The organism is Micromonospora sp. NPDC049201 (genome assembly GCF_055586805.1).
In genome coordinates, this window is sequence record NZ_JBVJHM010000004.1 from 259,408 (window position 1) to 285,955 (window position 26,548).

The 26,548-nt window shown below is 73.6% G+C and carries 31 protein-coding genes; 18 read left to right on the top strand and 13 right to left on the bottom strand.

The window, feature by feature from the left end; translation table 11 throughout:
• Nucleotides 1-18 precede the first annotated feature (18 nt).
• The gene (locus tag ACZ6O5_RS11150) at nt 19-975 is read right to left on the bottom strand and encodes a DMT family transporter (RefSeq protein ID WP_465976277.1); all 957 of its coding nucleotides are present in this window, start codon (nt 973-975) and stop codon (nt 19-21) included.
• Nucleotides 976-1,107: 132 nt separating this feature from the next.
• Here ACZ6O5_RS11150 and ACZ6O5_RS11155 point away from each other — a divergent pair, with 132 nt between their 5' ends.
• Nucleotides 1,108-3,261, top strand: a complete 2,154-nt coding sequence (locus ACZ6O5_RS11155) for an APC family permease (RefSeq protein ID WP_465976279.1) — start codon at nt 1,108-1,110, stop codon at nt 3,259-3,261.
• 4 nt (nt 3,262-3,265) lie between these two features.
• Here the strand turns inward: ACZ6O5_RS11155 and ACZ6O5_RS11160 are convergent, their stop codons facing one another.
• Together ACZ6O5_RS11160 and ACZ6O5_RS11165 are read right to left on the bottom strand one after the other, a co-directional pair.
• Nucleotides 3,266-3,553, bottom strand: coding sequence for a hypothetical protein (locus ACZ6O5_RS11160; protein WP_465976281.1), 288 nt, complete (start codon nt 3,551-3,553; stop codon nt 3,266-3,268).
• Between the two features lie 71 nt (nt 3,554-3,624).
• Nucleotides 3,625-4,449 (bottom strand): SDR family NAD(P)-dependent oxidoreductase, encoded by an 825-nt coding sequence (locus tag ACZ6O5_RS11165; RefSeq protein WP_357292891.1) that lies wholly within the window; start codon nt 4,447-4,449, stop codon nt 3,625-3,627.
• Nucleotides 4,450-4,573: 124 nt separating this feature from the next.
• Between ACZ6O5_RS11165 and ACZ6O5_RS11170 the strand changes: the two genes are divergently transcribed.
• Nucleotides 4,574-5,530, top strand: coding sequence for an HpcH/HpaI aldolase/citrate lyase family protein (locus ACZ6O5_RS11170; RefSeq protein WP_465976283.1), 957 nt, complete (start codon nt 4,574-4,576; stop codon nt 5,528-5,530).
• Between the two features lie 40 nt (nt 5,531-5,570).
• Here the strand turns inward: ACZ6O5_RS11170 and ACZ6O5_RS11175 are convergent, their stop codons facing one another.
• Nucleotides 5,571-6,059, bottom strand: a complete 489-nt coding sequence (locus tag ACZ6O5_RS11175; protein WP_465976285.1) for a DUF4190 domain-containing protein — start codon at nt 6,057-6,059, stop codon at nt 5,571-5,573.
• A 116-nt stretch (nt 6,060-6,175) separates the two neighbouring features.
• Here ACZ6O5_RS11175 and ACZ6O5_RS11180 point away from each other — a divergent pair, with 116 nt between their 5' ends.
• The gene (locus tag ACZ6O5_RS11180; protein WP_281943110.1) at nt 6,176-7,066 is read left to right on the top strand and encodes an SDR family NAD(P)-dependent oxidoreductase; all 891 of its coding nucleotides are present in this window, start codon (nt 6,176-6,178) and stop codon (nt 7,064-7,066) included.
• A 4-nt stretch (nt 7,067-7,070) separates the two neighbouring features.
• Here ACZ6O5_RS11180 and ACZ6O5_RS11185 read toward each other — a convergent pair whose 3' ends face one another.
• On the bottom strand, nt 7,071-7,475 hold the full coding sequence (locus ACZ6O5_RS11185; RefSeq protein ID WP_465976287.1) for a DUF4190 domain-containing protein: 405 nt from the start codon (nt 7,473-7,475) through the stop codon (nt 7,071-7,073).
• 176 nt (nt 7,476-7,651) lie between these two features.
• Here ACZ6O5_RS11185 and ACZ6O5_RS11190 point away from each other — a divergent pair, with 176 nt between their 5' ends.
• Nucleotides 7,652-8,848, top strand: a complete 1,197-nt coding sequence (locus ACZ6O5_RS11190) for an acyl-CoA dehydrogenase family protein (protein ID WP_465976289.1) — start codon at nt 7,652-7,654, stop codon at nt 8,846-8,848.
• A 100-nt stretch (nt 8,849-8,948) separates the two neighbouring features.
• Here the strand turns inward: ACZ6O5_RS11190 and ACZ6O5_RS11195 are convergent, their stop codons facing one another.
• Together ACZ6O5_RS11195 and ACZ6O5_RS11200 are read right to left on the bottom strand one after the other, a co-directional pair.
• A complete protein-coding gene (locus ACZ6O5_RS11195) occupies nt 8,949-9,356 on the bottom strand; it encodes a CoA-binding protein (RefSeq protein WP_465976291.1) in 408 nt (135 codons plus the stop codon).
• Nucleotides 9,357-9,382: 26 nt separating this feature from the next.
• Nucleotides 9,383-11,605 (bottom strand): intein-containing Rv2578c family radical SAM protein, encoded by a 2,223-nt coding sequence (locus ACZ6O5_RS11200; RefSeq protein WP_465976293.1) that lies wholly within the window; start codon nt 11,603-11,605, stop codon nt 9,383-9,385.
• On the opposite strand from ACZ6O5_RS11200, the gene ACZ6O5_RS11205 reads away from it, so the two are divergent.
• Complete coding sequence (locus ACZ6O5_RS11205) at nt 11,541-11,960, top strand: thiol-disulfide oxidoreductase DCC family protein (protein ID WP_465976295.1); 420 nt, start codon at nt 11,541-11,543, stop codon at nt 11,958-11,960. The genes ACZ6O5_RS11200 and ACZ6O5_RS11205 overlap by 65 nt on opposite strands.
• A 52-nt stretch (nt 11,961-12,012) precedes the next feature.
• Here ACZ6O5_RS11205 and ACZ6O5_RS11210 read toward each other — a convergent pair whose 3' ends face one another.
• From ACZ6O5_RS11210 to trxA, 3 genes are all read right to left on the bottom strand, one after another.
• Complete coding sequence (locus tag ACZ6O5_RS11210) at nt 12,013-12,939, bottom strand: MFS transporter permease (RefSeq protein ID WP_465976297.1); 927 nt, start codon at nt 12,937-12,939, stop codon at nt 12,013-12,015.
• The gene (locus tag ACZ6O5_RS11215; RefSeq protein WP_465976298.1) at nt 12,936-13,376 is read right to left on the bottom strand and encodes a hypothetical protein; all 441 of its coding nucleotides are present in this window, start codon (nt 13,374-13,376) and stop codon (nt 12,936-12,938) included. Before ACZ6O5_RS11215 ends, ACZ6O5_RS11210 begins: the two co-directional genes overlap by 4 nt.
• 149 nt (nt 13,377-13,525) lie before the next feature.
• Nucleotides 13,526-13,888, bottom strand: coding sequence for a thioredoxin (trxA, locus tag ACZ6O5_RS11220; RefSeq protein WP_281943096.1), 363 nt, complete (start codon nt 13,886-13,888; stop codon nt 13,526-13,528).
• Nucleotides 13,889-14,433: 545 nt separating this feature from the next.
• Here trxA and ACZ6O5_RS11225 point away from each other — a divergent pair.
• The 11 genes from ACZ6O5_RS11225 to ACZ6O5_RS11275 all read left to right on the top strand — a co-directional run bounded on the left by ACZ6O5_RS11225 (nt 14,434) and on the right by ACZ6O5_RS11275 (nt 22,887).
• Nucleotides 14,434-14,949 carry a MaoC family dehydratase gene (locus ACZ6O5_RS11225; protein ID WP_357292824.1) on the top strand — a complete coding sequence of 172 codons (516 nt, stop codon included), beginning with the start codon at nt 14,434-14,436 and terminating at the stop codon, nt 14,947-14,949.
• A gap of 92 nt (nt 14,950-15,041) precedes the next feature.
• A complete protein-coding gene (locus ACZ6O5_RS11230) occupies nt 15,042-15,533 on the top strand; it encodes a hypothetical protein (protein ID WP_465976300.1) in 492 nt (163 codons plus the stop codon).
• A 35-nt stretch (nt 15,534-15,568) separates the two neighbouring features.
• Nucleotides 15,569-16,195 carry a TrmH family RNA methyltransferase gene (locus ACZ6O5_RS11235; RefSeq protein WP_465976301.1) on the top strand — a complete coding sequence of 209 codons (627 nt, stop codon included), beginning with the start codon at nt 15,569-15,571 and terminating at the stop codon, nt 16,193-16,195.
• 89 nt (nt 16,196-16,284) lie between these two features.
• Nucleotides 16,285-16,983, top strand: coding sequence for a DUF6758 family protein (locus ACZ6O5_RS11240; protein ID WP_465976303.1), 699 nt, complete (start codon nt 16,285-16,287; stop codon nt 16,981-16,983).
• A 118-nt stretch (nt 16,984-17,101) separates the two neighbouring features.
• Nucleotides 17,102-17,260, top strand: coding sequence for a hypothetical protein (locus tag ACZ6O5_RS11245; RefSeq protein WP_013283898.1), 159 nt, complete (start codon nt 17,102-17,104; stop codon nt 17,258-17,260).
• A gap of 6 nt (nt 17,261-17,266) precedes the next feature.
• Nucleotides 17,267-18,139, top strand: a complete 873-nt coding sequence (locus ACZ6O5_RS11250; RefSeq protein ID WP_281943086.1) for a PH domain-containing protein — start codon at nt 17,267-17,269, stop codon at nt 18,137-18,139.
• 103 nt (nt 18,140-18,242) lie between these two features.
• Nucleotides 18,243-19,091 carry a SigE family RNA polymerase sigma factor gene (locus ACZ6O5_RS11255; protein ID WP_465976305.1) on the top strand — a complete coding sequence of 283 codons (849 nt, stop codon included), beginning with the start codon at nt 18,243-18,245 and terminating at the stop codon, nt 19,089-19,091.
• Nucleotides 19,088-20,368 carry a hypothetical protein gene (locus ACZ6O5_RS11260; protein WP_465976307.1) on the top strand — a complete coding sequence of 427 codons (1,281 nt, stop codon included), beginning with the start codon at nt 19,088-19,090 and terminating at the stop codon, nt 20,366-20,368. The genes ACZ6O5_RS11255 and ACZ6O5_RS11260 overlap by 4 nt, the downstream gene beginning before the upstream one ends.
• Nucleotides 20,369-20,378: 10 nt before the next feature.
• Complete coding sequence (locus ACZ6O5_RS11265) at nt 20,379-21,245, top strand: PHP domain-containing protein (protein WP_465976309.1); 867 nt, start codon at nt 20,379-20,381, stop codon at nt 21,243-21,245.
• 31 nt (nt 21,246-21,276) lie between these two features.
• Nucleotides 21,277-21,891 carry a MarC family protein gene (locus ACZ6O5_RS11270; protein ID WP_343443615.1) on the top strand — a complete coding sequence of 205 codons (615 nt, stop codon included), beginning with the start codon at nt 21,277-21,279 and terminating at the stop codon, nt 21,889-21,891.
• Nucleotides 21,892-21,933: 42 nt separating this feature from the next.
• On the top strand, nt 21,934-22,887 hold the full coding sequence (locus ACZ6O5_RS11275; RefSeq protein ID WP_465976311.1) for a RecB family exonuclease: 954 nt from the start codon (nt 21,934-21,936) through the stop codon (nt 22,885-22,887).
• 72 nt (nt 22,888-22,959) lie between these two features.
• On the opposite strand, the gene ACZ6O5_RS11280 is transcribed toward ACZ6O5_RS11275, so the two are convergent.
• A complete protein-coding gene (locus ACZ6O5_RS11280; RefSeq protein WP_357292781.1) occupies nt 22,960-23,811 on the bottom strand; it encodes an oxygenase MpaB family protein in 852 nt (283 codons plus the stop codon).
• 45 nt (nt 23,812-23,856) lie between these two features.
• Complete coding sequence (locus ACZ6O5_RS11285) at nt 23,857-24,285, bottom strand: Fur family transcriptional regulator (RefSeq protein ID WP_281943076.1); 429 nt, start codon at nt 24,283-24,285, stop codon at nt 23,857-23,859.
• 166 nt (nt 24,286-24,451) lie between these two features.
• Between ACZ6O5_RS11285 and ACZ6O5_RS11290 the strand changes: the two genes are divergently transcribed.
• Complete coding sequence (locus tag ACZ6O5_RS11290; RefSeq protein WP_465976313.1) at nt 24,452-24,934, top strand: DUF2231 domain-containing protein; 483 nt, start codon at nt 24,452-24,454, stop codon at nt 24,932-24,934.
• Nucleotides 24,935-25,120: 186 nt separating this feature from the next.
• Here the strand turns inward: ACZ6O5_RS11290 and ACZ6O5_RS11295 are convergent, their stop codons facing one another.
• On the bottom strand, nt 25,121-25,546 hold the full coding sequence (locus ACZ6O5_RS11295; protein ID WP_465976315.1) for a hypothetical protein: 426 nt from the start codon (nt 25,544-25,546) through the stop codon (nt 25,121-25,123).
• Between the two features lie 727 nt (nt 25,547-26,273).
• Here ACZ6O5_RS11295 and ACZ6O5_RS11300 point away from each other — a divergent pair.
• Nucleotides 26,274-26,456: a hypothetical protein gene (locus tag ACZ6O5_RS11300; RefSeq protein WP_281943797.1), complete on the top strand. Its 183-nt coding sequence runs from the start codon at nt 26,274-26,276 to the stop codon at nt 26,454-26,456.
• Nucleotides 26,457-26,548 lie beyond the last annotated feature (92 nt).

The following is a 26,548-nucleotide window of genomic DNA, read 5'->3' on the forward strand; positions in this document are numbered from 1 at the left end:
GAACGTAGGGAGCGGCGGTCAGTCCCGCAGCGGCGGCGGGTCGGCCGGCACCGGGACCGGCGCGGCGCGGCGGCCGGCCCGCGTGCCCGCGAGAACGACCACGGCGACGCCCACCAGAAGCAGCGCCAGCCCGGGCAGGGCCAGCGGCCGGGGTAGCTGACCCAGCCAGGCCCAGCCGATCAGCGCCGCGCCGGGCGCCTCCAGCAGGATCAGCACGCTGACCGTGGTGGCGGAGACCCGGTGCAGCGCGTAGTTGAACATCGAGTGCCCGAGGAGCTGGGCGCCGGCCACCAGGCCGAGGATGGCCAGCCACGTCCCGCCGTCGTAGCCGTGCAGGCGTACGCCGCCGACCAGGCAGACCACCAGCAGGATCAGCGCGCACACGCCGTAGCAGACGGTGGTGTAGCCGGTGGTGCTGACGCTGGCCCGGGCACGCTCGCCGAGGGCGGTGTAGACGGCCGCGAACATGCCGCCGACCACGGCCAGCAGGTCCCCGGCGAACGCCCGGCCGGAGACGGCGACGTCGGCGCCGGTGGCGAGCGCCGCGCCGAGCACCGCCACCGCGATGCCGGCCCAGACCGCCGCCGGCAGCCGGTGCCCCTGCCAGCGGGCGATCAGCCCCTGCCACACCGGCTGCGTCGCGCCCAACGCGGTCGCCGCCGCGACCGAGGTGAGCTTCGCGCTCGGCATCCAGGTGGCGAAGTGGGCGGCCAGCGCCACCCCGGAGAGTACGCAGTACAGCCCCTCCCGGCGGCCCGGCCCGACCAGGAGCGCCCGGAGTTCGGCTCGTCGACGGGTCACCGCGACCGGACCGAGCACCGCCACCGACAACATGTTGCGCCAGAACGCGACGGCCAGGGCCGGCGCGGCGGCGAACGCCACCAGCGGCGCGGACGACGAGACGGCGGCGACGGCAAGCGCGAGCGCGCCGACGGTCGGCGTGTCGAGCGGCGGGCGGTGTCCAGCGGTGTGCACGGCTCCGATCATGCGCGTTCCGGCGATCCGGGATGCCGGAGACGTCTTCCCGGGCCGATCGGAGGCGTCTCCCCGGGCCGAACTGTCGCCGAACCGGCCACCGGAGCGGCCGCGGTGCACGACAGTGCGGGAGTGGAGGCAGAGCGGGACGACGCGGCGGAGCCGGGCACCGTGGTCACGCCGTCGGCCGAGTTCCCGCCGCTCGGTGCCGAGGAGCGGGCCGCGCTCGGCCGGCTCGGCACGCGCTGGCGCGGCCCCCGGGAGGCCGGCGACCTGCCCGTCGACCCGACGCTCGGCCGGCGCGGGCAGCCGCCCCGACCCACCCGGTTCGGGCGGTTGGCCCCGATCGACCTGTTCACCGTGGCGCAACCGGACGAACTGGTCGCCACCGGACCGGCGTACCTGCCCGGCAACCGGGCCGGCCGGGCGGTGGCCCGGGTACGCCGGACCCTGGTCGGCCCGCCGCTGGCCAGCAGTTCCGTGCTCTACGAGCGGATGCGCAAGCTGGTCGCGCTGCCGGTGCTCTCCTCGGACCTGCTCAGCTCCGTCGCGTACGGGCCGGAGGCGATGCTCGCCGTGCTGGTGCTGGCCGGTGGTGCCGCGCTCGGACTGGCGTTGCCGCTGGCCGCGCTGCTGGCGGTGCTGATGGTCGCGGTCGGGCTCTCCTACCGGCAGACCATCCCGGCCTATCCGCACGGCGCCGGGTCGTACCTCGTGGCCGGGGACAACCTGGGACGAACGGCGGGACTGGCCGCCGCGGCCGGGCTGATGCTCGACTACGTGCTGACCGTGTCGGTGTCGGTGGCCGCCGGCGTGCACGCGGTCACCTCGGCGCTGCCCGGGTTCACCAGGTGGACCGTGCCGCTCGGGGTGCTGGTGATCGCCGTGCTGCTCGCCGGCAACCTGCGTGGCGTACGCACCGCCGGCAACATCTTCGTGCTGCCCACGTACGCGTTCGTGGTGGTGGTCCTCGCGGTGCTGGCGGTCGGCTACGCGAAGGCCGCGGCGCGGGGTTTCGCGCCGGTGCCGCCACCGGCGGTGCCGGCCGCGGAGGGGTTGGGGCTGCTACTGGTGCTGCGCGCGTTCTCCTCCGGCGCGGTGTCGATGACCGGCATCGAGGCGGTCTCCAACGCGGTGCCGGCGTTCCGCCCGACCGAGTGGCGCAACGCCCGCACCACGCTGGGCTGGATGGTCGCCATGCTGGTCACGCTCTTCGCCGCGCTGGTCGGGCTGATCCACCTGGACGGCCTGGTGCCCCGGGCGGACGAGACGCTGCTGTCCCAGCTCGGCCGCGTCACGTTCCCCACCGGCCCCGGGTACGCGATCCTCCAGGCCACCACCGCGCTGATCCTGCTGCTGGCCGCGAACACCGCGTTCAACGACTTCCCCCGGCTGCTGTTCTTCATGGCCCGGGACGGGCACGCGCCGCGCCGTTTCCTGCACATGGGTGACCGGCTCGCGTTCAGCAACGGGCTGGTCGCGCTCGCGCTCGCCGCGGCGGCCGTCTTCGTCGCCTTCGGTGGGCACACCCAGACGCTGATCCCGCTCTACGCGGTCGGCGTCTTCCTCGCGTTCACGCTGTCGCAGACCGGGATGGTGGTGCACTGGCGACGCCGGCGCGGGCGGGGCTGGCGTCGCCGGCTCGCGGTGAACGCGGTCGGCGCGACGCTCTCCGGGCTGGTGCTGCTGACCGCCGCAGTCGCCAAGTTCACCGAGGGCGCCTGGGTGGTGGTGGTCGCGGTGCCGCTGCTGGTGCTGCTGTTCCGCCGGATCCACCGGCACTACGCCACGCTGCACCGGGCGCTGGCGCTGCACCCGCCGCCGCCCGGGGCGCCGCCCGGCCCGGCCGGCTCCGCCGAGGGCGAGGAGCTGCCCCAGCAGGTACGCCACCTGGTGATCGTGCCGGTGGCCCGGCTGAACCGGGCCTCGCTGCGCGCGCTGGCGTACGCGGCCTCGCTGGGCCGGCCGACGCTGGCCGTGCACATCGCGCCGGAGGAGGCCGAGGCGGACCGGTTCCGGGACCAGTGGCGGGCCTGGGGCGACCACCTGCGGCTGGAGACGATCGTGTCGCCGTACCGGTCGGTGATCGGGCCGCTGGCGCACTACCTGGAGGCGCTGCACGCCGCCGGGCCGGAGCTGACGCTCACCGTGATCGTGCCGGAGGTGGTGCTGCGCCGGCGTCGGCACCGGTTGCTGCACAGTCGCGCCGAGCAGCGGCTGCGCGCCGCGCTGCGGGCGCTGCCCGGCGTGGTGGTGACGAGCGTTCCGGTGCACGTGTCGCAGTGACGCCTCAGACGTCGTGGACCTCCAGCACGCGGGTGGTGGGGGCGGCGTCGCCCAGCTCCGCCCGGAGCGCGGTGCGCTCCGGGTCGACCAGGAACGCGTCGAGCCCGTCGCGGGCGGTGAACCGGATCACGTGCACCTCGGTCTCCCCGTCCCCGGTGCGCAACCGCCGCTCCAGCCGCCCGCCGTGCCGGTCGAGCAGCGCCAGCACCGCGTCCTCGTAGCGCCGGCCGGCGTCGGCGTCGGCGCTCAGGTCGACCAACGCGACCAGCAGGACCTCGTTCCCCGTCGTCATGGCGTCGAGTGTCCCAGCCGGCCGACCGGCGCGGAGTCCCGCGGCGGCCCGGCCGGTCGGCGCGGTGTCCTTCAGCCGGCGAGGCCGACGGCCTCGGCGCTGGCCGTCCAGAGCCGGGCCGCCAGCGCCGGGTCGGCCGCCCAGGGGCGCGGCCGGTGCGGCCTGCGGTCGGCGTAGTAGCCGCCGTCGATCAGCCGGGACGGGTCCTGGCCGGCGAGCCAGACCAGTGTCTCCGCGCCCTTCTCCGGGGTGCGGAACGGCAGCAGCCGCATGCCGAGCGCCACCACCCGGCTCTCGTTGCCGAACCGGGTGCTCACCACGCCGGGGTGGAACGCGTACGACCGCACCCGTGGCCAGCGCCGCGCCGCCTCGGCGGTGAACAGGATGTTCGCCTGTTTGCTGGTGCCGTACGCCCGGAACGGCCGGTAGTGGCGCAGCGTGGCGTTGAGGTCGTCCGGGTCGAGCACGCCGCTGCGGTGCGCGTTGGAGGCGGTCACCACCATCCGGCGCACCCGGTCGGCCAGCAGGTTGCTGAGCAGGAACGGGGCGAGGTGGTTGGCCTGCATGCTCAGCTCGAACCCGTCGACCGTGGTGACCGGTTCGAGCACGATCGCGCCGGCGTTGTTGGCCAGCACGTCGATCCGGTCGTAGTTCGCGCGCAGCCGCTCGGCGAGCCCGCGTACGTCGTCGAGCACGGCGAAGTCGGAACGGAACAGCTCCGGCTGCTCGCCGCTGGACTCGCGCACCCGCTCGCCGGCGGCGCGCAGCCGGGCCGGGTCCCGGCCGACCAGCACCACCTGGTCACCGCGGCGGGCCAGCTCGACGGCGGCGGCCAGCCCGATGCCCGAACTCGCGCCGGTCAGCACCACGATCCGACGCTCAGTGAGATCTTCCACAGGTCCATTCACCCCGGTCACGGCACGAGGTTACCGTGACGTAGCCCCGTCCTTTGGGATCGTTAAGTTCCGACTTCCACCGCCGCGTCGCGTGCTGCCGCCGGACGCTGATAGGAGCGCATCCATGACCGCTGTCGGTCGCCCCCGCCGGTCCTGCCTGGCGGTTCCCGGGTCCAGCGTCAAGATGCTCGGCAAGGCCCAGGGCCTCCCCGCCGACCAGGTCTTCCTGGATCTGGAGGACGCGGTCGCCCCGCTGGCCAAGCCGGACGCGCGCAAGAACATCGTGGCCGCGCTGAACGAGGGGGACTGGGCCGGCAGGACCCGCGTGGTCCGGGTGAACGACCTGACCACGCCGTGGACCTACCGGGACGTCATCGAGGTGGTCGAGGGCGCCGGGGCGAACCTGGACTGCATCATGCTGCCGAAGGCGCAGAACGCCGAGCAGGTGCACTGGCTGGACCTGCTGCTCACGCAGATCGAGAAGACGCTCGGCCTGGAGGTCGGCCGGATCGGCATCGAGGCGCAGATCGAGAACGCCGCCGGCCTGGTCAACGTGGACGCCATCGCCGCCGCCTCGCCCCGGGTCGAGACGATCATATTCGGCCCGGCCGACTTCATGGCCTCGATCAACATGAAGTCGCTGGTGGTCGGCGCGCTGATCCCGGACTACCCGGGCGATCCCTACCACTACATCCTGATGCGCATCCTGATGGCCGCCCGGATGCACGACAAGCAGGCCATCGACGGCCCGTTCCTCCAGATCCGCGACACCGACGCGTTCCGCGAGGTGGCGAAGCGCTCGGCCGCGCTGGGCTTCGACGGCAAGTGGGTGCTGCACCCGGGCCAGATCGACGCCGCGAACGAGGTCTACTCGCCGGCGCAGGCCGACTACGACCACGCCGAGCTGATCCTCGACGCGTACGACTACTACACGTCCGAGGCGGGCGGGAAGCTGGGCGCGGTGATGCTCGGCGACGAGATGATCGACGAGGCGTCCCGCAAGATGGCGTTGGTGATCTCGGCCAAGGGCCGGGCCGCCGGGATGACGCGTACCTCCTCGTTCACCCCGCCCTCGGCGTGACCGCGCGCCGGGCCGCCCCGCGCGGGGCGGCCCGGTCGCGTCAGTAGTTGGTGGAGCTGTCCGAGTTGATGGCGATCGCGATCATCACGATGTAGAAGATGATGCCGGCGACCAGCAGGGCGGTGAGGATCCAGCCGACGATGATGGCCGCCTTCGCCATCCCCTCGCCCTGCTCGCCGGTCTCCCGGATCTGCCGCTGGGCCACGTGTCCCATGATCGCGCCGACCGGCGCGGTGATGCAGGACGTGAAGCCGATCAGCGAGAGCACCAGCGCCACGATGGCCAGCGTGTTCGTCCGGCTCGCCGGCGGCGCGTAGCCGGCGTACGCGCCGGGCGGCGGGTACGCGCCCGGCTGCGGGTAGCCGGCCGGCGGGTAGCCGGGCGCCGCGTACGGGTCGCCAGGCGGGGGCGCGTAGGGCGACTTCCCGACCGCGTACGGGTCCTCGGGCGCGTAGGGGTCGACCGGCGGGCTCGAATGCGGCCCGGCCGAGGGGTCGTGCCAGCCACCGGGCGGCGGGGGATAGCTCATCTGATCATCTCCAGGTACGTGGTCCGGGTCAGGGTAGCCACCAACGGAAAACCCGGAGCACCCCCTTTCCGGGTGCCGCATTGCCCGGAAGGTCCACAGCGGGCAGGATCCTCGACATGGCACTTGACGCGCGTGGGGGTCGGTCGCGACGGGACACGAGCCGGCCGGGGTCGGTGCGCCGCCCGCGCGCCGGGGAGCCGGCGGGCGCCGCCGACCAGGAACGGGCCGCGCCGCTCCCGGAGCCGGCCACCATGCGGCTGGACGGCCGGGTCGCGCTGGTGACCGGCGCGGGCAGCGCGGACGGCATCGGGTACGCGACCGCGCGCCGGCTGGCCGACCTGGGCGCCCGGGTGGCGATCGTGTCGACCACCCGACGGATCCACGACCGCGCCGAGGAGCTGGGCGTCACCGGTTTCGTCGCCGACCTCACCGACGAGTCGGAGGTGGGTGCGCTCGCCGACGCGGTGGCCGAGCAGCTCGGCGACGTCGAGGTGCTGGTCAACAACGCGGGCCTGGCGAGCCGGGCCAGCCCGGAGGTGCTGCGGCCGGTGGCCCAGTTGACCTACGACGAGTGGCGCGGCGAGATCGACCGCAACCTGACCACCGCGTTCCTGTGCAGCCGCGCGTTCATCAACGGGATGTCGGAGCGCGGCTGGGGGCGGATCGTCAACCTGGCCGCCACCGCCGGTCCGGTCAACGCGCTGCCCACCGAGGCGGGCTACGCGGCGGCCAAGGCCGGCGTGGTGGGGCTGACCCGGGCGTTGGCGATGGAGATGATCGCCGACGGGGTGACCGTGAACGCGGTGGCGCCCGGCATCATCCACACCGCCGCGTCCACCATGGCCGAGATCAAGCAGGGGCTCGGCACGCCGGTGGGCCGACCCGGCCTGCCGGACGAGGTGGCCGCCGCGATCGCGTTCCTCTGCTCACCGGCCGCGTCGTACATCACCGGGCAGATGCTGGTGGTGGACGGCGGCAACAGCGTCCGGGAGGCGCAGTTCCGCTGACGCGTCAGTAGCCGTTGTTGTCGGCGTTGGCCCAGATCGCCAGCCCGATCCAGCCGCAGCAGACCAGCAGGCCGAGCGCGGTGAAGACGTAGCTGAGAATCAGCCCCCAGGTGGCGAGCTGGTCGCCCTCCTCGCCGGTCTGCCGGATCTGCCGCTTGGCTAGGTGGCCGCAGACGATGCCGGCGGGCGCGAAGACGAACGCGAAGACCAGCGACAGGATGGCGAGCACGTTGGGGCCGCCGCGCGGGCGCGGGCCCTCGCCGGGCGGGCCGTACTGGCCGTAGGGCGGCTGCGGGGCGTACGGCGGCTGCTGTCCCCACTGCGGCTGGTGCCCGTACGGCGGTTGCGGCCCGTGCGGCTGGCTGCGGTCCGGCGGCTCGTACGGCGACGGTGGCTGCTCGTCGGTCACGCCGGCCCCCTCGGATCCGCAGGTCAACCGCCCTTTCTCTTGCGGACGCTACCCGCAGCGGTGAACCTTTTCACAGCGGTTGTGTGGACTGGTCACCTTGGCGCGGCCGGTTGCGGGGCCGATACTGACCGAGCGTTCAGTTACCCATGAGTAATGCGCCGACCCCGGAGGCTGAGATGGCCCGACTCGCCCAGACGCCCGGCCTGACCGATGTGCAGCGGTCGATCCTGGAAACGGTCCGGGAGTTCGCCGACAAGGAGATCATTCCGCACGCCCAGCGGCTGGAGCACGCCGACGAGTACCCGACCGACATCCTCGACGGGATGCGCGAGATGGGGCTGTTCGGCCTCACCATCGACGAGGAGTACGGCGGTCTCGGCGAGTCGCTGCTGACCTACGCGCTGGTGGTCGAGGAGCTGTCCCGGGGCTGGATGTCGATCTCCGGCATCGTCAACACGCACTTCATCGTGGCGTACCTGGTCTCACAGCACGGCTCGGCCGACCAGAAGGCCCGCCTGCTGCCGAGGATGGCGACCGGCGAGGTGCGGGGCGCGTTCTCCATGTCGGAGCCGGAGTGCGGCTCGGACGTCTCGGCGATCAAGTCGAAGGCGGTCCGCGACGGCGACACCTTCGTGCTCAACGGCCAGAAGATGTGGCTGACCAACGGCGCGTACTCCTCGGTGGTGGCCACCCTGGTCAAGACCGACACCGGGGCCGACTCGGTCTACGGCAACATGAGCACGTTCCTGCTGGAGAAGGAGCCCGGCTTCGGCGAGACCGCGCCCGGCCTGACCATCCCCGGCAAGATCGACAAGATGGGCTACAAGGGCGTCGAGACCACCGAGATGGTGCTCGACGGCGTCGCCGTCCCCGCCTCCGCCGTGCTCGGCGGCGAGGAGCAGGTCGGCCGCGGCTTCTACCAGATGATGGACGGCATCGAGGTCGGCCGGGTCAACGTGGCGGCCCGCGCCTGCGGCATCTCGATCCGCGCGTTCGAGCTGGCCGTCGCGTACGCCCAGCAGCGCAAGACGTTCGGCCAGCCGCTCGCCCGGCACCAGGCGATCGCGTTCAAGCTCGCCGAGATGGGCACCAAGATCGAGGCCGCGCACGCGCTCATGGTCAACGCGGCCCGGCTCAAGGACGCCGGCCAGCGCAACGACGTCGAGGCCGGCATGGCCAAGCTGCTCGCCTCGGAGTACTGCGCCGAGGTGGTCCAGGAGGCGTTCCGGATCCACGGCGGCTACGGCTACTCCAAGGAGTACGAGATCGAGCGCCTGATGCGGGAGGCCCCGTTCCTGCTGATCGGCGAGGGCACCTCGGAGATCCAGAAGACCATCATCTCCCGCGGCCTGCTCAAGGAGTACAAGCTCTGAGGGACGGGCCCCCTCTTAACGTTTCCGGTCGAGAAGGGGCCCCCTCTCAACGCTTCGGCCGGCGCGCGACGGGGTCGGCGGGCGCTGCCTGTCGAAACGGTCAGCCGTGCCGGGTCAGGCCGGCCGCGACCCGCTCCACGATGAGGCACCTGTCCTCGACGTAGTCGATGCCGGCGGCCTCGGCGATCCGGCGCGCCTCGGCGGAGACGATCCCGAGCTGCAACCAGACCGCCGGCGCGCCGATCGCCACCGCCTGTCGGACCACCTCGACCGCGTCAGGCGCCGGGCGGAACACGTCCACCAGATCGACCGGGTGCGGGATGTCGGCAAGCGTCGGGTACGCCTTCTCGCCGAACAACTCGTCGACGGTCGGGTTCACCGGGATGATCCGCCACCCGTGCCGCTGCATCTCCAGCGGCACGCGGTGCGCGGCCTTGCCCGGATCACGGGAGGCCCCGACGACGGCGATCACGGCGGAGTCGGCGAGGAGCTGCTGGGCGGACCGCATCCACCGAGACTAACCCGCCGGCCCGGTCACAGCAGGGCGAGCTGTTCGGCGGCCGGTGTCGGTGGCGCGGTGTCGGGCAGCCGCCGGTTGTCGCCGACCTCGCCGCGGTGCAGGCCGTGCCGGCGGGCCGCCATCCGCACCCGCGCGGTCACCTCCCGCTGGTACGCCTGCGGCGCGTACGCCCCGGCCTGGTAGAGCTGGCGGTAGCGGGGCACCAGGTGGGGGAACTCGCGGGCCAGCCAGCGCGCGTACCACTCCCGGGCGCCGGGGCGCAGGTGCAGGGGCAGCGGCGTCACGTCGACGGCCCCGGCGGCGGCGATCGCCGCGACGGTGGCGTCGATCGACTCCTCGTCGTCGCTGAGGCCGGGCAGGACCGGGGCCATCAGGACGCCGACCGGGAAGCCGGCGTCTGTGAGCCGGCGGACCGCGTCCAACCGGCGGCGCGGGCTCGGCGTGCCCGGCTCGGCCAGGCGCCAGAGCGTCTCGTCCACGAAACCCACCGAGTAGGACAGCCCGACCCGGGTGACCTCGGCGGCCTGGCGCAACAGGGGCAGGTCGCGCAGCAGCAGGGTGCCCTTGGTCAGGATCGAGAACGGGTTGGCGAAGTCGCGCAGCGCCGCCAGGATCGGCGGCATGAGGCGATAGCGCCCCTCGGCCCGCTGGTAGCAGTCCACGTTGGTGCCCATGGCGACGTGCGCGCCCCGCCAGCGTGGGGCGGCCAGCTCGCGCCGGACCAGTTCGCCGGCGTTGACCTTGACGATCACCTTGCGGTCGAAGTCGGCCCCGGCGTCCAGGTCGAGGTAGGTGTGGGTGTTGCGGGCGAAGCAGTTGTGGCTGACCACCCCGTTGGCGATGAAGTCGCCGGTGCCGGTGGTGATGTCCCACAGCGGCAGCTCCAGCCCGAGGTCCTCGATGGATGTCACCTGGAGCCGCGCCGCGCACTTGAGCGCCGTGCCCTCGATCGAGCGGCGGTCGGTGACCGCCGGATCGGTCAGGTGGAAGAAACGCAGCCGCTCCGGCAGTCCGCCGGTCAGCCGGATCTGGAGGCCCCCGTTGCGGTTGCCGGCATCGTCGAGCGCCCACCGGAAGTCGAGCCGGTCGAGCGCCTCGACCGTGTGGCGCCGGCTCTCGTCGTCGGTGACGCCGATCCGGAACACGCCCCGGCGGCAACTGCCGGCGGCGTCGAACATGCCGGCCAGGAAGCCGTGCCGCCAGTCGTCGGTCGGCTCGTCGGGTGGCCGGACCAGCGCGGCGACGACCTCGGCCCGGACCGGCCCCACCGTGCGCAGGGTGGTCAACCGGCGGGCCGGTCGCCCGGTCGTCCGCTCGACGTCGACCCCGGCGTCGGCGAGGAACCGCTCGGCCCGCTCCAGCGCCTCGGCCTCGACGGTGCGCAGCCGGAAGCGGAGGCGCGGGCCGTCGGCCGCCGCCTCGTGCCGTGGCAGCCGGCGTGGGTCGGCGTCGCGGACCAGCGCGTGCAGGTAACCCCGGTGGTAGTCGGTGGAACGCTTCGGCGGAACGGCGAACCGGCCGGTGCCGAGCAGGCGGTTGCGGGTGGTCAGGTGCGGACGCCGCCCGCCGCCGCGCATGCCGCCGGTGACGTGCTTCCAGCCGCGTTCGGTGAGGAAGCGGTGGTCGCCGCTGGCCACCAGCGTGGTGCCGTCGGCCAGGGTGACCCGGTAGGCCCGCTTCACCGTCGACCAGGCGTCGAGCACGGTGGTGACGACGTAGTGCCGGTAGGCGCCGCGCCGCTGGGTGCCGTAGATCCGGTCGCCGGGCGTCAGTTCGCTGATCGGCCGGGTGCGACCGTCCGCCATCAGGATCGGCGTGTCGCCGGCAAGACAGTAGGTGCAGGCGTGGGAACAGCCACGGTAGGGGTTGACCGTCCACTCGAACGGCACGCGCGACTGACCGGGCACCCGGTTGATGATCGACTTGGCCTGCACCTCGTAGAACGTCATGCCGGCGAAGTCGGGGGTGTCGAACGTGCGGACGACCGCGTGGGGCAGCGCCAGCGGCAGGGGTGGAGCCGCCGGCGCTGCCCGGTCAGGAGTCCCCTCGTCCGGGGGAGCGGAGAGGTTGTCCCAGCGCATGGCGTTCATTCGAACACGTGTACGAACGAAGCGCAAGTGACGCGCCGGACACCGCGTGCCGTCGCGACCGACCCGGGTGCAGGATGGACGCATGGAGACGTCGACCTTCGTGTACGACGGCGACTGCGCGTTCTGCACCCGCTGCGCGCAGTTCATCGAACGTCGTATCCCCACCGGGGCCCGGGTGGTCCCGTGGCAGTTCGCCGACCTGGCGGCGCTGGGCCTGACCGAGGCCGAGTGCGAGGAGGCGGTGCAGTGGGTGGGCACCGACGGCTCCCGGGCCGCCGGGCCGGACGCCATCGCGCGGCTGCTCGGCGACAGCGGGCCGCTCTGGCGCGTCGCCGGGGGTGGGCTACGGCTGCCGCCGGTACGCGCCGCGGCCTGGCCCGCGTACCGCTGGGTGGCCCGCAACCGGCACCGGCTGCCCGGCGGCACCGCCGCGTGCGCCCTGCCCCAGGAGGCCCGCGAGCGCCTCTACGGTCCGACCGGCCGCCCCGACCCCACCCCCTGACCGCCCACTCCCACGGAACCCCGACCCCCGCCCCGGCCCCACTGTGGCCTGATCAAGGAGTTTGGGTCGGCGTCGATCTCTGCGGAGACGCGAACTCCTTGATCACCGTGGCGGGCGACGGGGAGGATAGCGGGGAGGATGGTGGGGGCGGGGTGGGGCGGCGGCGCAGGCGGCGGGCGAACGCCACCGGGCGGACCTTCTCCAGCGGCAGGAACGCGGTCATCGCCACCAGGTGCGGCGCGAACGAGATGGTGATGGTCGCGACGGTCACCAGGTGGAACGAGTAGAAGAAGCCCACCATGGTCGTCCGCCACCGCGCGGGCAGCACGAACGCCAGCGGGCTGAGCAGCTCGAACGCCAGGATGCCGAACTGGGCCACGATCAGCAGGTGCGGCACCTGTGCGATCAGGTCGGCGAGGTCGGTGCCGCGGCGGATGATCGCCCGGGCCAGCACCGAGCCGGTGGCCCAGTCGAGACCGCCGAAGCGGAACTTCGCCCAGGCGGCCAGGAAGTAGGTGCAGATGACCGCGATCTGGGTGACCCGCAGCGCCCAGCCGCCCGCCTCGGTGCGGGTCGGGTCGCCGTGCCGGGCCCGGCCGGCGGTGGGCAGCGCGGCCAGCGCCACCAGGAGCCCGAACCGGTCGTGGTCGACCTTGCCGTAGCTCATCGCCACGATCATCCACTCGAAGTAGAGCGCGAAGACCGTCCAGCCGAGCAGCCGCGGCGCGCGGCCGGTCGCGGCCAGCAGCGCGGCCACCAGCAGCACCCAGAAGACCACGCCGACCAGGGCGGGGGTGGGCGTGGGCAGCGGGAGCAGCCGGCCGACGAGCAGCGGCTGGTAGAGGTCGCCGGGCACGTCGACGCGGGTGCGGACCCAGGGGGTGAAGACGACCAGGTCGGCGGCGACGAAGAGGTAGACGAGCGTGCGGAACGCGGCGACCCGGCCGCGCGGCACCGCCTCGGTGAGCCAGCCGGTCATCCGGCGGTGTCCCAGCGTACGGCCGTGCGATCGGTCCACCTGCCGGTCGGGCGTCCGCCCCGGATGTCGTGCAGGCGGACCACGATGCGCACCTCCACCAGCGCCGGCGCGCCGGGGTGGCGTTCCGCGTACGCCTCGGCGACGGTGCGCAGCAGGCTGGGATCGGCGGCGTACCGGTCCTGCTGGCCCTCGATCTCGGCGCGGCGGATGCCGGTGGCGTCCTGGCCGAGCGGGACCACGGCGCCGATCTCGTCGACGCCCTCGACCCGGGTGTCGGGGGCCGGCGCGTCCGGCGGGTCGGAGGTGGAGTACATCCGGAACGGCCCGAACGGGAAGTCGTCGTCCGTGCCGTGCACGGTGCCGAGCAGGAGCAGCGCCATCCCGAGCAGGGTGGCGCCGAGCCGGACGGCGCGCCCGCGCGCGGTCAAGGTCTCCATCAGGTCGTGACGATACGGGAGTGAACCGTCCGGAACTGTCCCTCAGTCGGCCATTTCCCGCTGCCCGTCCCGCCGGTCACCCGGGCACGCGAAACGCCGCCGGCCGGTCCCGCGAACGGGCCCGGCCGGCGGCGGAAGACGCGCCTTGCTCAGTGCTTGTGCTCGGCCAGCTTCTTGCGGACGTCGTCCATGTCCAGCTGCTCGACCTGCTCGATGAGGTTCTCCAGCGCCGACTCGGGCAGCGCGCCCGGCTGGGCGAACACGATGACGCCGTCGCGGATCGCCATCACGGTCGGGATGGAGCTGATGTTGAACTTGGCCCCCAGCTCCTGCTGCGCCTCGGTGTCGACCTTGCCGAAGACGATCTCCGGGTGCTTCTCCGAGGAGCGCTCGTAGACAGGCGCGAAGCGCTTGCACGGAGTGCACCAGTCCGCCCAGAAGTCGAGCAGGACGATGCCGTCCCGGCTGGTCACCTCGTCGAAGTTGGCCGTGGTCAGCTCAACCGTTGCCATGTGCTCTCTCCGATCACCGCGGATTGCCGTACGTCCGGTGGAACCAGGGTCGGTCCGTGAGAATTCCCGTGACCTGCGCGACGAAACGCCGGCCGCTCCGGACGCGTCCTCCAGCACATCGAACCTTATCTGTTCGCAAGATCGTGCGACTTGCAAGTGCAGGACGCATTTGCGTGACGGGACGTGATGGGAGCGTTTCCAAGGAGATCACGCTGTGTTGCCGCTACGAATCGGTAATTTGCGTGCTGACAAGCGGTGATCCGGCCTGCGGAGATCGCTTAGGGGGAGGCGGGCAGTAACTCTGAGTATTGTTACGAAAAGATAAATGTGACGCCGGTCTCTGTCGAATGCTGGCCCCGTACGGCAGAATCTTTCACATCAGAGCGTGGGCGGCGGGTGCCGGGGAGGGCCCCGCCGCTCATTGCGTCTCCCCCCGGGTGGCGCCCGGTGTGACATTTCCACCGCGCGAGCGCCCCGCCCCTTGCCTTAACCAGCGGTAAGGCATGCTGTGCCGAACTCCATCGCCGCCCGTCGAAGGGACCAGGATGCAGTTCGGCCGCTACTACGAGGAGTTCGAGGTCGGCGCGGTCTACCGGCACTGGCCGGGCAAGACCGTCACCGAGTACGACGACCACCTCTTCTGCCTGCTCACCATGAACCACCACCCGCTCCACCTGGACGCGCACTACGCCGAGTCCGCCTCCCAGTTCAAGCGCAACGTGGTGGTCGGCAACTACATCTACTCGCTGCTGCTGGGCATGTCCGTACCGGACGTGAGTGGCAAGGCGATCGCCAACCTGGAGATCGAGTCCCTGCGACACGTCGCCCCGACGTTCCACGGCGACACCATCTACGGCGAGACCACGGTGCTGGACAAGCGCGAGTCGGCCTCGAAGCCCGACCGCGGCGTGGTCGCGGTGGAGACCCGTGGCTACAACCAGGACGGCACGCTGGTCTGCGTCTTCCGCCGCAAGGTCATGGTTCCGAAGCAGGAGTACGCGGCCGCCGCCGTGCCGGAGGGCGTCGACCCGGAGCGCCCGAGCTTCCCCGAGCCGCGCTGAGTCGGGCACCCCGCCGACCGGGTCCCGGTCCCGTTCCCGGGGGACGGGACCCGGACCGGCCTCCGGGGCATATGCTCTGGCTGGAGGTCCCCATGAGCCACTCCGTCGCCGGAGAGCCGCCCTCTGCCGGTCGCCGCGCCGCACCGCTCACCACCGCCGCCTACTCCGCCTCGGAGTGGGACCTGCTGACCGACCTGCCCGGCCGGGTCCTCGTCGCCGCCGCGTCGCCCGGCCCCGGTCGCCCGCCACGGGGGATCGCCGCCGGGCTGGCCGGCCTGGACGCGGTGGCCGCCGGCCGCGCCTTCGACAGTGACCTGATCCGCGCGGTGGTCACCGCCATCTACGCGCGTCACGACGGGGCCGCCGTCCGGGCCGAGCGCCTCACCGATCTGGTGGACCTGCTCGCCGCCGCCCGGGCCGCGGTGCGCGTGCTGCGCCGCCGGGCCGACCCGGCCGACTCCGCCGCGTACCGGCAGTGGTTGGAGTCGGTGGCCGCCCGGGTTTGCCGGGCCGGCGGGACGGCGCCCAGCCCCGCCGACCGGCGTTTCCTGGACCGGTTGGCCGGCGCGCTCGACCTGCGCTGACGGCGCGCGCCGCCGGGTGCGTACGCTCGGCGACCGTGACCGAGGACCAGCTCGACGTGGGGGTGGGGCCGTGGACCGGTGACCCGCCGGACGACCCGCGACTCGACCCGGAGCTGCTCGCCGCCGGCGACCGGCGCAACGTGGTGGACCGCTACCGCTACTGGCGGCGCGAGGCCGTGGTGGCCGACCTGGACCGGCGGCGACACGACTTCCACGTGGCGATCGAGAACTGGCAGCACGACTTCAACATCGGCACCGTGGTCCGCAACGCCAACGCGTTCCTCGCCGCCGAGGTGCACATCGTCGGGCACCGGCGGTGGAACCGTCGGGGCGCCATGGTGACCGATCGCTACCAGCACGTCCGGCACCACCCGACGATCGAGGGGTTCGTCGCGTGGGCGGCCGGCGAGCGGCTGCCGGTGGTCGGCATCGACAACCTGCCCGGCTCCCGGCCGCTGGAGACCGCCGTCCTGCCCCGCCGCTGCGTGCTGCTCTTCGGCCAGGAGGGGCCGGGGTTGTCCCCGGTGGCCCGGACGGCCTGCGACGCGTTGTTCTCGATCGCCCAGTACGGCTCCACCCGCTCGATCAACGCGGGGGTGGCCAGCGGCATCGCCATGCACGCCTGGGTCCGGTCGTACGCCGGCCCGCCGCCGCCCGGTTGACGGATCGCGAGTGTGTCGCCGGGCGAAAATCCCACGTTCGTCGGCCCGCCCCGCTTGACGGCTCGCCGCCTCGGCGGGACGGTGAAGGCGTGACTGTCGCGGTGAGTTGTCCGAGATGTGCGGGCCCGGTACGCGAGCCGGACCTGATGCACGGCGAGTACCGGTGCCTGCGCTGCGGCCCGGTCCCGCCCCTGCACGTGCCGGAGCACATCGGCGCCGAGATCATGGCGAGCGTGGTCGAGCGGGTGGCCGCCGACGGCGACACGCCCGACCGGCCCGGCGTGCCGCTCTGGTGTCCGTGGCCGCTCCCACCGGGTTGGACGCTGACCGGCGTGGCCTGGGCGGGCGACGACCGGGCCGGCATCCGGGCCACGGTGGTCGCCTGCGCCGGCCCGGCGCTGCTCGACGGTGGACCGGCCGACCTCATCTTCGTCGCCGAGGAGCCCGGTGTGGGCCTGGGTTCCCGCTTCGCGGGACTCCCCGGCCCCGATCCCGGCCCTCAGGTCGAGGAGGCGCTGACCGATCCCGGCCCTGGTCACCCGGAGCGTGTGCCGCACGCGAAGATCCGGGTGGCCGGCCATCCGACTCCACTGTGGCTCGTCCGGTCCGAAACGGATCGAAGCGCGTACGCCGGTGAGGCTCGGGGAATGTGGCTCCATGCGATAGCCTGGCCGGCGAGCGCGGGTCACCTCCTCGCGGAAGAAGTCGTCCTGTGCGACCTCACCGAGTGGACACCGCCCGAGCTCGTGTATGGCGCACCGTCCCCGTACCTGCACGGGCAGGCCTGACCGGCCGGCACCGGCGAGTCGGGGAACGGACGCAGATATTCACGGTACGACACCATGCTGATACTCTGGGTGCCGCTGCGGTACTTGGACCCGGCTCCGCGCGAGAGGATGGCCCGCTATGGTCAAGAAGGTCCTCACCTGGGCCGGCATCGCATTCTTGATCTTCTTCGTCGCCTACCGACCCAACTCGGCGGCCGACGTGTTCAAGTCTCTCGGTGGCGGCATCATGGACATCGCGCAGGGCTTCGGTGATTTCTTCACCAACCTGGTCGCCTAGCCGGCCATGGGAAGCCCTTCCGGTCCCCCCTTCGACCCGGACGATCCCGACCGGGCACGCCGGGAGCGCGACACCGAGCCGATCCCCCGGATCGACCCGGACGACGGTCCCGGCTACGGCGCCGGTCCCGGCTACGGGGCCGGCCCCTCCCTCTCGGGCGACGCCGCGTTCGGCGACGGACCGGGTTTCGCCGGTGAGGGTCGCTCCGGTCGCGCCTGGGCGCGTGACCCGGAGGGCTATCCGGAGCAGCCGATCTCCGAGGAGGAGCTGGCCGGTCTCCGGGTCGACGCCTCCGGCATGGCCCCGCGCCGGGTGCTGCCCCTGGAGGACGAGCCCAGCTCGCTGGTCGCCCGCTACCTCTTCCCCACCGAGCGCTACCGGGGCGAGTGGAAGCGGCACTGGATCCACCTCAGCACACCGATCATCGTCGGCATCGCGGCCACGTTCGTGCTCGGCTACCTCTCCGGCTTCCTCGCCGGGCGGGACGTCGGCGCGCTGACCACCATCGCGGTGCTGCTCTGGTTCGCGGTGATGGGCTGGGTCGCCTGGCGGGTCGCCGACTGGTGGTACGACCGCTTCATCCTGACCAACAAGCGGGTGATGGTGGTCAACGGCATCATCACCCGCCGGGTCGCGATGATGCCGCTGGTCCGGGTCACCGACATGAAGTACGAACAGACCCCGACCGGCCGGGCCCTCAACTACGGCACGTTCGTGCTGGAGTCGGCGGGTCAGGAGCAGGCGCTCCGCGAGGTCAAGAATCTGCCCAACCCGAACGAGCTCTACCTGCGCGTGGTGGAGGAGATGTACGAGCCGCAGGCCGTCGAGGCGCGGTTGGGCAAGGAGGCCGACGAGGCCAAGGCCGACGACGGCGCCTGAAACTTTTCGTCCGAACATCTCAAGGACTGCGCACCTTTCGCCGTCGACCCGACCCGCTCGGTCGTGGGAGCCTGCCAGGCAGGACGGGGGCGCGGAGGTGGGCGTGACGAGCAGGGATCCGCTGGAGGAGGAGTTCCGCGAGTTCGTCGCGGCCCGGTCCGGCGCCCTGCTGCGTACCGCCTATCTACTTGCCGGTGACTGGGCGACCGCCGAGGACCTGCTCCAGACCGCGCTGACCAAGACCTACCTGGCCTGGAAGCGGCTCGGCGGGATCGACGCCATCGAGCCGTACGCCCGCCGGGTCCTGGTCAACACGTCGACCAGTTGGTGGCGTCGCCGCTGGCACGGTGAACGGCCGACGGAGGTACTGCCCGAGCGGGCCGGCGTCGACGAGATCGAACACCAGCTCGACCGGGACGCGCTCTGGCGGCACCTCCAGGCGTTGCCCGCCCGCCAGCGGGCCGTGCTGGTGCTCCGCTTCTACGAGGACATGTCGGAGGCGCAGACGGCCGCCCTGCTGGAGATCTCCCCGGGCACGGTCAAGAGTCAGACCTCTCGGGCGTTGAACACGCTGCGCCGCCGCCTCGGCTCGGAGGCCGCCCTGGGCCTGCCGGGCGAGCCGGCCCCCGCACCCGGCCCGGCCGCCACCCCACCCCGCGTCCTGCCGGCCCCGGCCGGTCCGCGGGTCGGGCGCGCGCCCGCGGCCCGGCAGCCCGTCGTGCCGCCGACGTCCCGCCTCCCGGCCGGGTCGGCCCGGCCGCCGGCCGCCCCCCGACCCGCTCGCCGTCCGGCCGGTGCCACGCCGTCATCCGTCGAGACGTCGACGCCGCGACTTCCGGCCGGGTCCACGCGGCAGCCCGCCGCCCCACCGCCCGCCCCGACCACGCCGCCGGCGGCGACCGCGTCGGCCCCGGTCCGTCCCGCCGCCCCGATCCCGGCGGAGACCCGATGAGCGGCGCCCGGCCCTCCGGTGACAACCGAACCAGCAGCCCGGAGCGTCCACTCCCCGTGGGGGAGGCCGAGCTGGAACGGGCGCTGCGGGAGACGTTCTCCCGCCGGGTCGACACGCCCGCGCCGCGCCGCGCCGACCCGGCGGGGGAGGTGCTGCGCCGGGCCCGCCGCACCGGACGCCGCCGGACGCTCACCGGCCTCGCCCTGGCCGGCGTCGCCACGGTGCTGGTCACCACCGGCATGGCGCAGCTCAGCGGGCCGGACGGGCGCGGCGGCACGCCGACCGTGGTGCTCGGCGACCCGCCCGGGCTTTCCCTCTCCCCGCTGCCCAGCGAGCCGACGCCGGTGTACCGGCCGGGGCCGGTCCGCGCCGAACTCGACCTGCTCGTCGGTGACCAGCTCGACACCAGCGGCGGCCAGCGTCGGGAACTGACAGGCGTGGACGGCGTCGAACGGGCGCAGCGGATCCACGACGGGGAGGGCTGGCTGCTCACCTCGGCCGCCACCGCCGCCGGCCGTACCCTCTGGTGGGTGTCGGCCGACGGGGGCACGCCGCAGGTGATGCTCGCCGCCGCGGACGCGGTCGCGGTCTCCGCGGACGGCCGGCAGGTGGCCTGGCGGGACGGCCCGGACGTGGTCGCCGCCAGCGTGGTCGCCGGCCAGCTCATCGCGCCCAGCCGGGTGAGCGCGCCGACCGGCGTCGTGCCGGTCGGCTTCACCGGCGACGACGTGCTGATCGCCCAACCCGGCCAGGGTGGCATGAGCGTCTGGCGGCGGGCGATGGGCGGCGCGCCGGGCACCGTGAACCCGGACGTCCGAGTCGTCTACGGCACCCGTCCGGACGGCCGGCTCGTCGCCCTGGTCACCACCGGGTCGACGCGGCGGCCCTGCGTGGCACTGCTCGACCCGGCGCGCGGTCTCACCCCGACCCGGACCGGCTGCGTCGCCGAGCTGGCCGCCGACGGGCTCGGCGCCGTCTCGCCGGACGGGCGGTGGCTGCTGGTGAACGGCACCGGGCGGACCGCCCTGCTGATCGACCTGGCCGACCCGGCCGCCGCGCCGGCGACCCACCCGGCCGGCCCGAAGCTGGTCGGCCTGGTGGCCTGGACCCGGGCCGGTGTCGCGTTGCACGTGGACGCCGCCGGCGGGCTGGTCCGGGTCCGGCCGGAACGGGTGCTGGCCGGCGAACGCCCGACCCCGTCCACGATCGACGGGATGGCGCCCGGGCAACGGCCGGTGGTGGTGGCCGACACCCCCGCGCTGCCCGACGGGGCGTAGCGTCGGGTCGGTGAGCGTTCCCGCCCGCATCGACCTGCACGCCCACTCCACCGCCAGCGACGGCACGCTCGGCCCGGCCGAACTGGTCCGGGCCGCCGCCGACGCCAGGCTCGACGTGGTGGCCCTGACCGACCACGACACCACGGCCGGCTGGGCGGCGGCCGTCGCCGCCCTGCCGTCCGGTCTCACCCTGGTCCGCGGCGCCGAACTCTCCTGCCGCTGGTCCGGTACCGAGCCGGCGCTCCCGCTGCACCTGCTCGCGTACCTCTTCGACCCGGCCGAACCGGAGCTGGCCGCCGAACTGGCCCGGGTCCGGCGAGCCCGCGAGGAACGCGGCGAGCGGATCGTCCGGCTGCTCCAGGCCGACGGCATCCCGGTGAGCTGGTCGGAGATCCTGGCCGGGGCGGCCGGCGGAACGGTCGGCCGGCCGCACATCGCGCAGGCGCTGATCCGGGCCGGCCTGGTCGCCACCACCACCGAGGCGTTCGGCAGGGACTGGCTGGGGGAGCGGTACCGCCTGCCCAAGGACGACATCGACGTGTTCCGGGCGGTCGCGCTGGTCCGGGCCGCCGGCGGGGTGCCCGTCTTCGCCCACCCGAGGGCCAGCCGGCGCGGCCGGATCGTGCCCGACGAACTGATCGCGGCGTTGGCGGCGGCCGGACTGGCCGGCCTGGAGGCCGACCACGAGGACCACAGCCCGGCCGAACGGGAGCACGTCCGCCGGCTCGCCGCCGAGTTGGGGCTGCTGGTCACCGGCGCGTCGGACTTCCACGGCACGCACAAGACGGTCCGGCTCGGCGCGTACACCACCGCCCCCGAGGCGTACGAGCGGATCGTCGCGCTGGCCCGGGGGGTGACCCCGGTCGCTTCAGGCTGAAGCGTTCCGGCGGCACGGCTACCGTGTCCGCGTGGATCTCAAGCTCTTCGGCGAGGTCTTCGTGACCCTGCTGGTGATCGTCGACCCGCCCGGAATGATGCCCATCTTCCTCGCGCTCACCGGGCCGCTGCCCGCCCGCGACCGGAACCGGGCCGCCTGGCAGGCCGTGGCGCTGGCGCTCGGGGTCATCGTGATCTTCGCGGTGGCGGGGCAGACGATCCTGGCCTACCTGCACGTCGACCTGCCCGCGTTGCAGGCCGCCGGCGGGCTGCTGCTGATACTCGTCGCGTTGGAGCTGCTGACCGGCAAGGCGGACGACCCGAGCCAGCAGGTCACCTCCAACATCGCGTTGGTGCCGCTGGGCACCCCGCTGCTGGCCGGGCCGGGCGCGATCGTGGCCACCATGCTGTTCGTGCAGCAGGCCGGCGGCGTCACCGACTACGTCGCGATCGCCCTGGCCATCGTCGCGGTGATGGTCGCGGTCTGGGTGGTGCTGCGCTTCTCCGGCGGGATCGTCAAGGTGCTCCGTCCGGGCGGCATCGAGGTGCTCACCCGGATCGCCGGCCTGCTGCTGGCCGCCATCGCGGTGCAGCTCATCGCCGACGCGATCGCCGCGTTCGTGACCGAATACGTCAACAACGCCTGAGCCTGTCGTCCGGTGTCGGACCCGGGTGGCAGGATCGCAGGCGTGCGACGACCCCCATCGACCGGCCGCCCCGCGTCGAGCAGCCGACCCACCGGCGGCCGGGCGCCCCGGCCCCGCGCCGAGCAGGCCGAGCAGCTCGGCTTCGAGGGCATGCCGGAACGGCTCTTCGTCTGCACACCCAGCAAGCTCGGCGCCTACGCCGACTGCCCCCGGCGCTACCGCTACGCGTACGTGGACCGGCCCGCCCCGCCGAAAGGGCCGCCGTGGGCACACAACTCGCTCGGCGCCAGCGTCCACACCGCGCTCAAGAACTGGTATGCGTTGGCCCCCGACCGCCGCCGCCCCGAGATGCTCGGCACGCTGCTCAAGGGCACCTGGGTGCGCGAGGGGTACCGCGACGACGAGCAGGAGCGCGACGCGTTCCGGCGGGCGCTGACCTGGCTGGAGTCCTACGTGGCGGGTCTCGACCCGGCCGACGAGCCGGTCGGGGTGGAGCGGGTGGTGGCGGTGAAGACAGCGGTGCTCGCCTTCAACGGCCGCACCGACCGGATCGACTCCCGCCCCGGCCCTGACGGGCGGCCCGAGCTGGTCATCGTCGACTACAAGACCGGCCGCACCGGGCTCGACGCCGACGACGCGCGCGGCTCGCAGGCGCTCGCGCTCTACGCGTACGCGGCCGAGCGGGTGTTCCGGCGGCCGTGCCGCCGGGTCGAGCTGCACCACCTGCCCACCGGCACGGTCGCCGCGCACGAGCACACGCCGGAGTCGCTGCATCGGCAGCTGACCCGCGCGGAGGACACCGCCCGCGACATCATGGCCGCCGAGCGGGCGGTCGCCGACGGGGCCGACCCGGACGAGGCGTTCCCCACCGAGGCGGGGCCGCGCTGCGGCTGGTGCGACTACCGGCGCACCTGCCCCACCGGCGCCCAGGTCCCCGGCAAGGAGCCGTGGTCCGCCGTCGACCGTCCCGCGCAGCCCACCGCCGACGCCGGCTGAAACCGGCCCCCGCTGGCGCAGCCCCTCATCGGCACCGCGCTGTCGCCGCTGCCGGCCGCCGCAGCCGCCGGCTCAGGCCGCCGCGAGGCGGGCGGCGCGTTCCTTGGCGGCCTGCTGCAACGGCCCCTCCCGATAGCGCCGCGGCACCGCCGCCAGCGCCAGCCGCAACGCCCGCACGCCCACCTCCGCCGACAGCGCGGTGGTGGGCAGGCCCAGCCCGCCGTAGAGGCGCAGCGCCCAGGGCGGCAGCAGACCCAACGCGGTGCCGGCCACCCCGAGGTACGCCCAGCGCGGCGGGCCGAGACTGAGGCCGAGCCGCGCCGGCAGGTTGAGCTTCCAGGGGATCGGCGGGGCGGTCAGGAACAGCGCGGTCTCGGCCGCCTCGCGGGTCATCCGCAGCTCCGGGCGTACGTCCCGGTAGTAGGCCTCGATCTCGGCGGCGGTGCCCGGCACCCCGGCCGGGTCCAGGCCGACCAGGGCCGCGGCCCGGCGCTGCTCGGTGTAGTAGCCGTCCACCTCGTCGTCGGTCAGCGCAAGCCCGGCCCGGCGGGCGGTGCTCACGAACGACTCGACCTCGGTGACGTGCACCCACCGCAGCAGGTCCGGCTCGTCGACGCGGAACTCCTCGCCGGTGACCGGGTCGGTGGCGCGCATCCGGGCGTGCAGCATCCGCAGCCGCCGGCCGGCCGCCTCCGCCTCGGCGGTGGTGCCGTAGATCGTCGTCGCCACGTAGGTCGAGGTCCGGACCAGCCGGCCCCACGCGTCGGCGCGGTAGTTGCTGTTCTGCGCGACGCCCGCCATCGCGCGTGGGTGTAACGCCTGCAGGTAGAGCGAGCGCAGGCCGGCGACGATCAGGATCGGTTCCTCGTGCACCTTCCACGTGACCGATCCCGGACCGAACAGGCCGAGGTCGTCGGTGTCCACCGATCAAGAGTGCCACGCCGGCCGGATCGGCCCGGTCGGGCCGGCTCAGTCGTCGGCGGAACGACGGGACTGGCAGGCCGGGCAGAGACCCCAGAACGTCACTTCCGCCTCGTCGAGCTGGAAGCCGTGGGCCTCGTTCGGGTCCAGGCAGGGGGCGCTGCCGACCGCGCAGTCGACATCGGCGATCACGCCGCAGCCACGGCACACCACGTGGTGGTGGTTGTCGCCCACGCGGGCCTCGTAGCGGGCGGGACTGCCGGCCGGTTCGATCCGCCGGGACAGGCCGGCGCGGGAGAGCGCGCCCAGCACGTCGTAGACCGCCTGGGTGGAGACCGAGTCGAGCCGTTCGCGGACCCGCCGGGTGATCTCGTCGACCTCCAGGTGACCGCCGTCGGCGAGCACGGCGAGCACGGCCAGCCGCGGCCGGGTGACCCGCAGCCCTCGCGACCGGAGCAGTTCCTCACCCGTGGCCATGCGCTCATGACAGCACGGAGCCGGCCGCGCCGACAAGTGAGCGTTCCGCCACGCCGGTCCCGGCCGCCGTGTGAACCGGCACGGCGACCCGTACGTGTGATCAGGTGTGCGGCGGCGCAGCGTCGTACGCTGACCGCGCGAATCCGTCCACTCGCCGGAGGTGTCGGTGTTCAGGGAAATCAACGGCCTCCCGGGCCACGTTCTGGTCATCCACGCCGTGGTGGTGCTGGTGCCGCTGCTGGCCGTGCTCACCGTCGCGTACGGCGTACTGCCCCGCTGGCGGCCCCGACTGGACTGGGCGGTGGCGGCGCTGGCCGTGGTCACCCCGATCGTGGCCTGGGTGGCGACCGAGTCGGGCGAGGAGTTGGAGGAGGCGCTGCGGTCGCGGGGCTATCCGCCCGAGGGCCTTCAGAAGATCCACGAACATGCCGAGTACGGCGAGACGCTGCTCTGGTTCACGCTCGGCCTGGCCGTGGCGGCGCTCCTGCTGCTGCTGTCCACCGCGGGCTTCGCCCGGGCCCGGAACCTGCCCCGCTGGCTGCCGCTGGCGCTCACCGCCGTGGCCGCCGTGCTCGCCGTGTTCGCGCTGGTCTACGTCTACCTGACCGGTGACAGCGGCGCCAAGATGGTGTGGGACGGCATCGTCTGACGGCTACGGGCTGCATCTCGCCGCCAGTTACCGTGCGTGACTTCCGGCGAAGGAACTATCGAGTGTGAAGCGATATACCTCAGCGTCATATTTATGACGCTGAGGTATATCGCTTCACGCACTTCAGTGTCGCCGCCCCGACACGCCGGCCGTCGCTTCAGCCGTGGGCGACGGCCGCCACCGACGCTAGAACAGCAACCGCGAGCAGAGCAGGCACATCAGCAGCACCAGCACGACGCCGACGACCGCGCCGATGCCGTAGGTGAGCTGTTGGGCACGCTGTTCCGAGCGGTCCATGGCGGCCATGTCCTGCGGCGGGAGCTGCCGGGGCGGTGGCGTCCGCACGTGCACCGGCGGTCGCCAGCCGGGGGGCGGTGGCGTGCTCGGCGGCGGCCCGGCGTATCCGGCGTCGGGCGGCCCGCCGGCGTACCCGGCGGTGGCCGGTCCACCCGCATACCCGCCGGTTGCCGGATCGACGGCGGCCCCAGGCGTGCCGGGCCACTCACCACCGGTCGCGGTCCAGCCGCCGGTCGGTGCGGCCGGGTCCGGCCTGGCCCAGGGACTCTCCGCCGCACCCGCACGCGACCACGGGCTCGCGGCTCCTTCGACCACGTCGGCCCCACCGGCTGAGGGCTCGGTCCCGTGCGGTTCGGCGGTCTGCGGTCCGGTCCCGTGCGGTTCGGCGGTCTGCGGCCTGGTCCGGTGCGGTTCGGCGGTGTGCGGTCCGGTGCGTGGCTCGGCCCTGCCGGCCTCGGTGGTGGACTGCCCGATCGGGGCTGTCCCGGTGGTGGAGTGCCCGATCGGGGCTGTCCCGGTGGCAGACCAGGTGGCCGTGCCGGCCGCGGTCGTGGGCTGTTCCGTCGATCCAGAGTCCGGCCCGTCGTCGGTGCGGGTTGTCGGGCGGCCGATGGCATCGGTGCCGGGTGGAAGATCCGCGTCCGTTCTGCCGGGGCGCTCGGCATCGGCCGGGTCGGCGTCAACGGTGGGATCTGTCTCCGAGGGCGTTTCGGGGCTTCCCCCGGCTGGCGGATGGCCAGCGGGCTGGTCGTCGGGCGGTGTCCCGTCCGGGGCGGCCGGCTGCTCGGGGCGTCGCCAGGTCTCGTCGTCGGTGCTGCCACCACTCGGCGTCGTCACGCCGACCGACGCTACCAACGCCACGGCCGACCGGCCGCCCGACGCGGCGAAGCCCGACCCACCCACGCCACACCCGCACGCGCCCCGTTCAGCCCGCTGATTCACGGAAAGCGTGGCTCCGGGGCGCGTAATGACCCCTCTTTCCGTGAATTTGCGAGCGGGGTCACCGAGGGGCGTGATGGCCCGTCCGGCGGCGGTATCGTTGCTGCTCGTGACCGAACCCGGCATCCGCGTCCCGCGCGGCGACGACGACCGCGTGGTCGACCTCAGCGACGATCTCGTGGTGCTGCCCGAGCAGACCACCGACGACACCGACCACGGTTGGGGCGAGCGGCCCGGCGGCGATGACGACTGGCTGCTCGCTGAGCGCCCTCCGCACTGGGGCTGACCACGCCGGACCCGCACCGGCCGACCTCCCGCCGGGCGGCGCAGGCTGGCCCCGCCGGGCCGGCTCCGGGCGGCGCAGGCTACCCCCGGCGG

What these genes read in the sequence shown, in the direction of transcription:
- ACZ6O5_RS11160 (WP_465976281.1), bottom strand. Translation starts at nt 3,553, where the DNA reads ATGACGACGGGGAACGAGGTCCTGCTGGTCGCGTTGGTCGACCTGAGC.
- ACZ6O5_RS11170 (WP_465976283.1), top strand. Translation starts at nt 4,574, where the DNA reads ATGACCGCTGTCGGTCGCCCCCGCCGGTCCTGCCTGGCGGTTCCCGGG.
- ACZ6O5_RS11175 (WP_465976285.1), bottom strand. Translation starts at nt 6,059, where the DNA reads ATGAGCTATCCCCCGCCGCCCGGTGGCTGGCACGACCCCTCGGCCGGG.
- ACZ6O5_RS11180 (WP_281943110.1), top strand. Translation starts at nt 6,176, where the DNA reads ATGGCACTTGACGCGCGTGGGGGTCGGTCGCGACGGGACACGAGCCGG.
- ACZ6O5_RS11190 (WP_465976289.1), top strand. Translation starts at nt 7,652, where the DNA reads ATGGCCCGACTCGCCCAGACGCCCGGCCTGACCGATGTGCAGCGGTCG.
- ACZ6O5_RS11195 (WP_465976291.1), bottom strand. Translation starts at nt 9,356, where the DNA reads ATGCGGTCCGCCCAGCAGCTCCTCGCCGACTCCGCCGTGATCGCCGTC.
- ACZ6O5_RS11205 (WP_465976295.1), top strand. Translation starts at nt 11,541, where the DNA reads ATGGAGACGTCGACCTTCGTGTACGACGGCGACTGCGCGTTCTGCACC.
- ACZ6O5_RS11200 (WP_465976293.1), bottom strand. Translation starts at nt 11,605, where the DNA reads ATGAACTGCGCGCAGCGGGTGCAGAACGCGCAGTCGCCGTCGTACACG.
- ACZ6O5_RS11210 (WP_465976297.1), bottom strand. Translation starts at nt 12,939, where the DNA reads ATGACCGGCTGGCTCACCGAGGCGGTGCCGCGCGGCCGGGTCGCCGCG.
- ACZ6O5_RS11215 (WP_465976298.1), bottom strand. Translation starts at nt 13,376, where the DNA reads ATGGAGACCTTGACCGCGCGCGGGCGCGCCGTCCGGCTCGGCGCCACC.
- trxA (WP_281943096.1), bottom strand. Translation starts at nt 13,888, where the DNA reads ATGGCAACGGTTGAGCTGACCACGGCCAACTTCGACGAGGTGACCAGC.
- ACZ6O5_RS11225 (WP_357292824.1), top strand. Translation starts at nt 14,434, where the DNA reads ATGCAGTTCGGCCGCTACTACGAGGAGTTCGAGGTCGGCGCGGTCTAC.
- ACZ6O5_RS11230 (WP_465976300.1), top strand. Translation starts at nt 15,042, where the DNA reads ATGAGCCACTCCGTCGCCGGAGAGCCGCCCTCTGCCGGTCGCCGCGCC.
- ACZ6O5_RS11245 (WP_013283898.1), top strand. Translation starts at nt 17,102, where the DNA reads ATGGTCAAGAAGGTCCTCACCTGGGCCGGCATCGCATTCTTGATCTTC.
- ACZ6O5_RS11250 (WP_281943086.1), top strand. Translation starts at nt 17,267, where the DNA reads ATGGGAAGCCCTTCCGGTCCCCCCTTCGACCCGGACGATCCCGACCGG.
- ACZ6O5_RS11260 (WP_465976307.1), top strand. Translation starts at nt 19,088, where the DNA reads ATGAGCGGCGCCCGGCCCTCCGGTGACAACCGAACCAGCAGCCCGGAG.
- ACZ6O5_RS11285 (WP_281943076.1), bottom strand. Translation starts at nt 24,285, where the DNA reads ATGGCCACGGGTGAGGAACTGCTCCGGTCGCGAGGGCTGCGGGTCACC.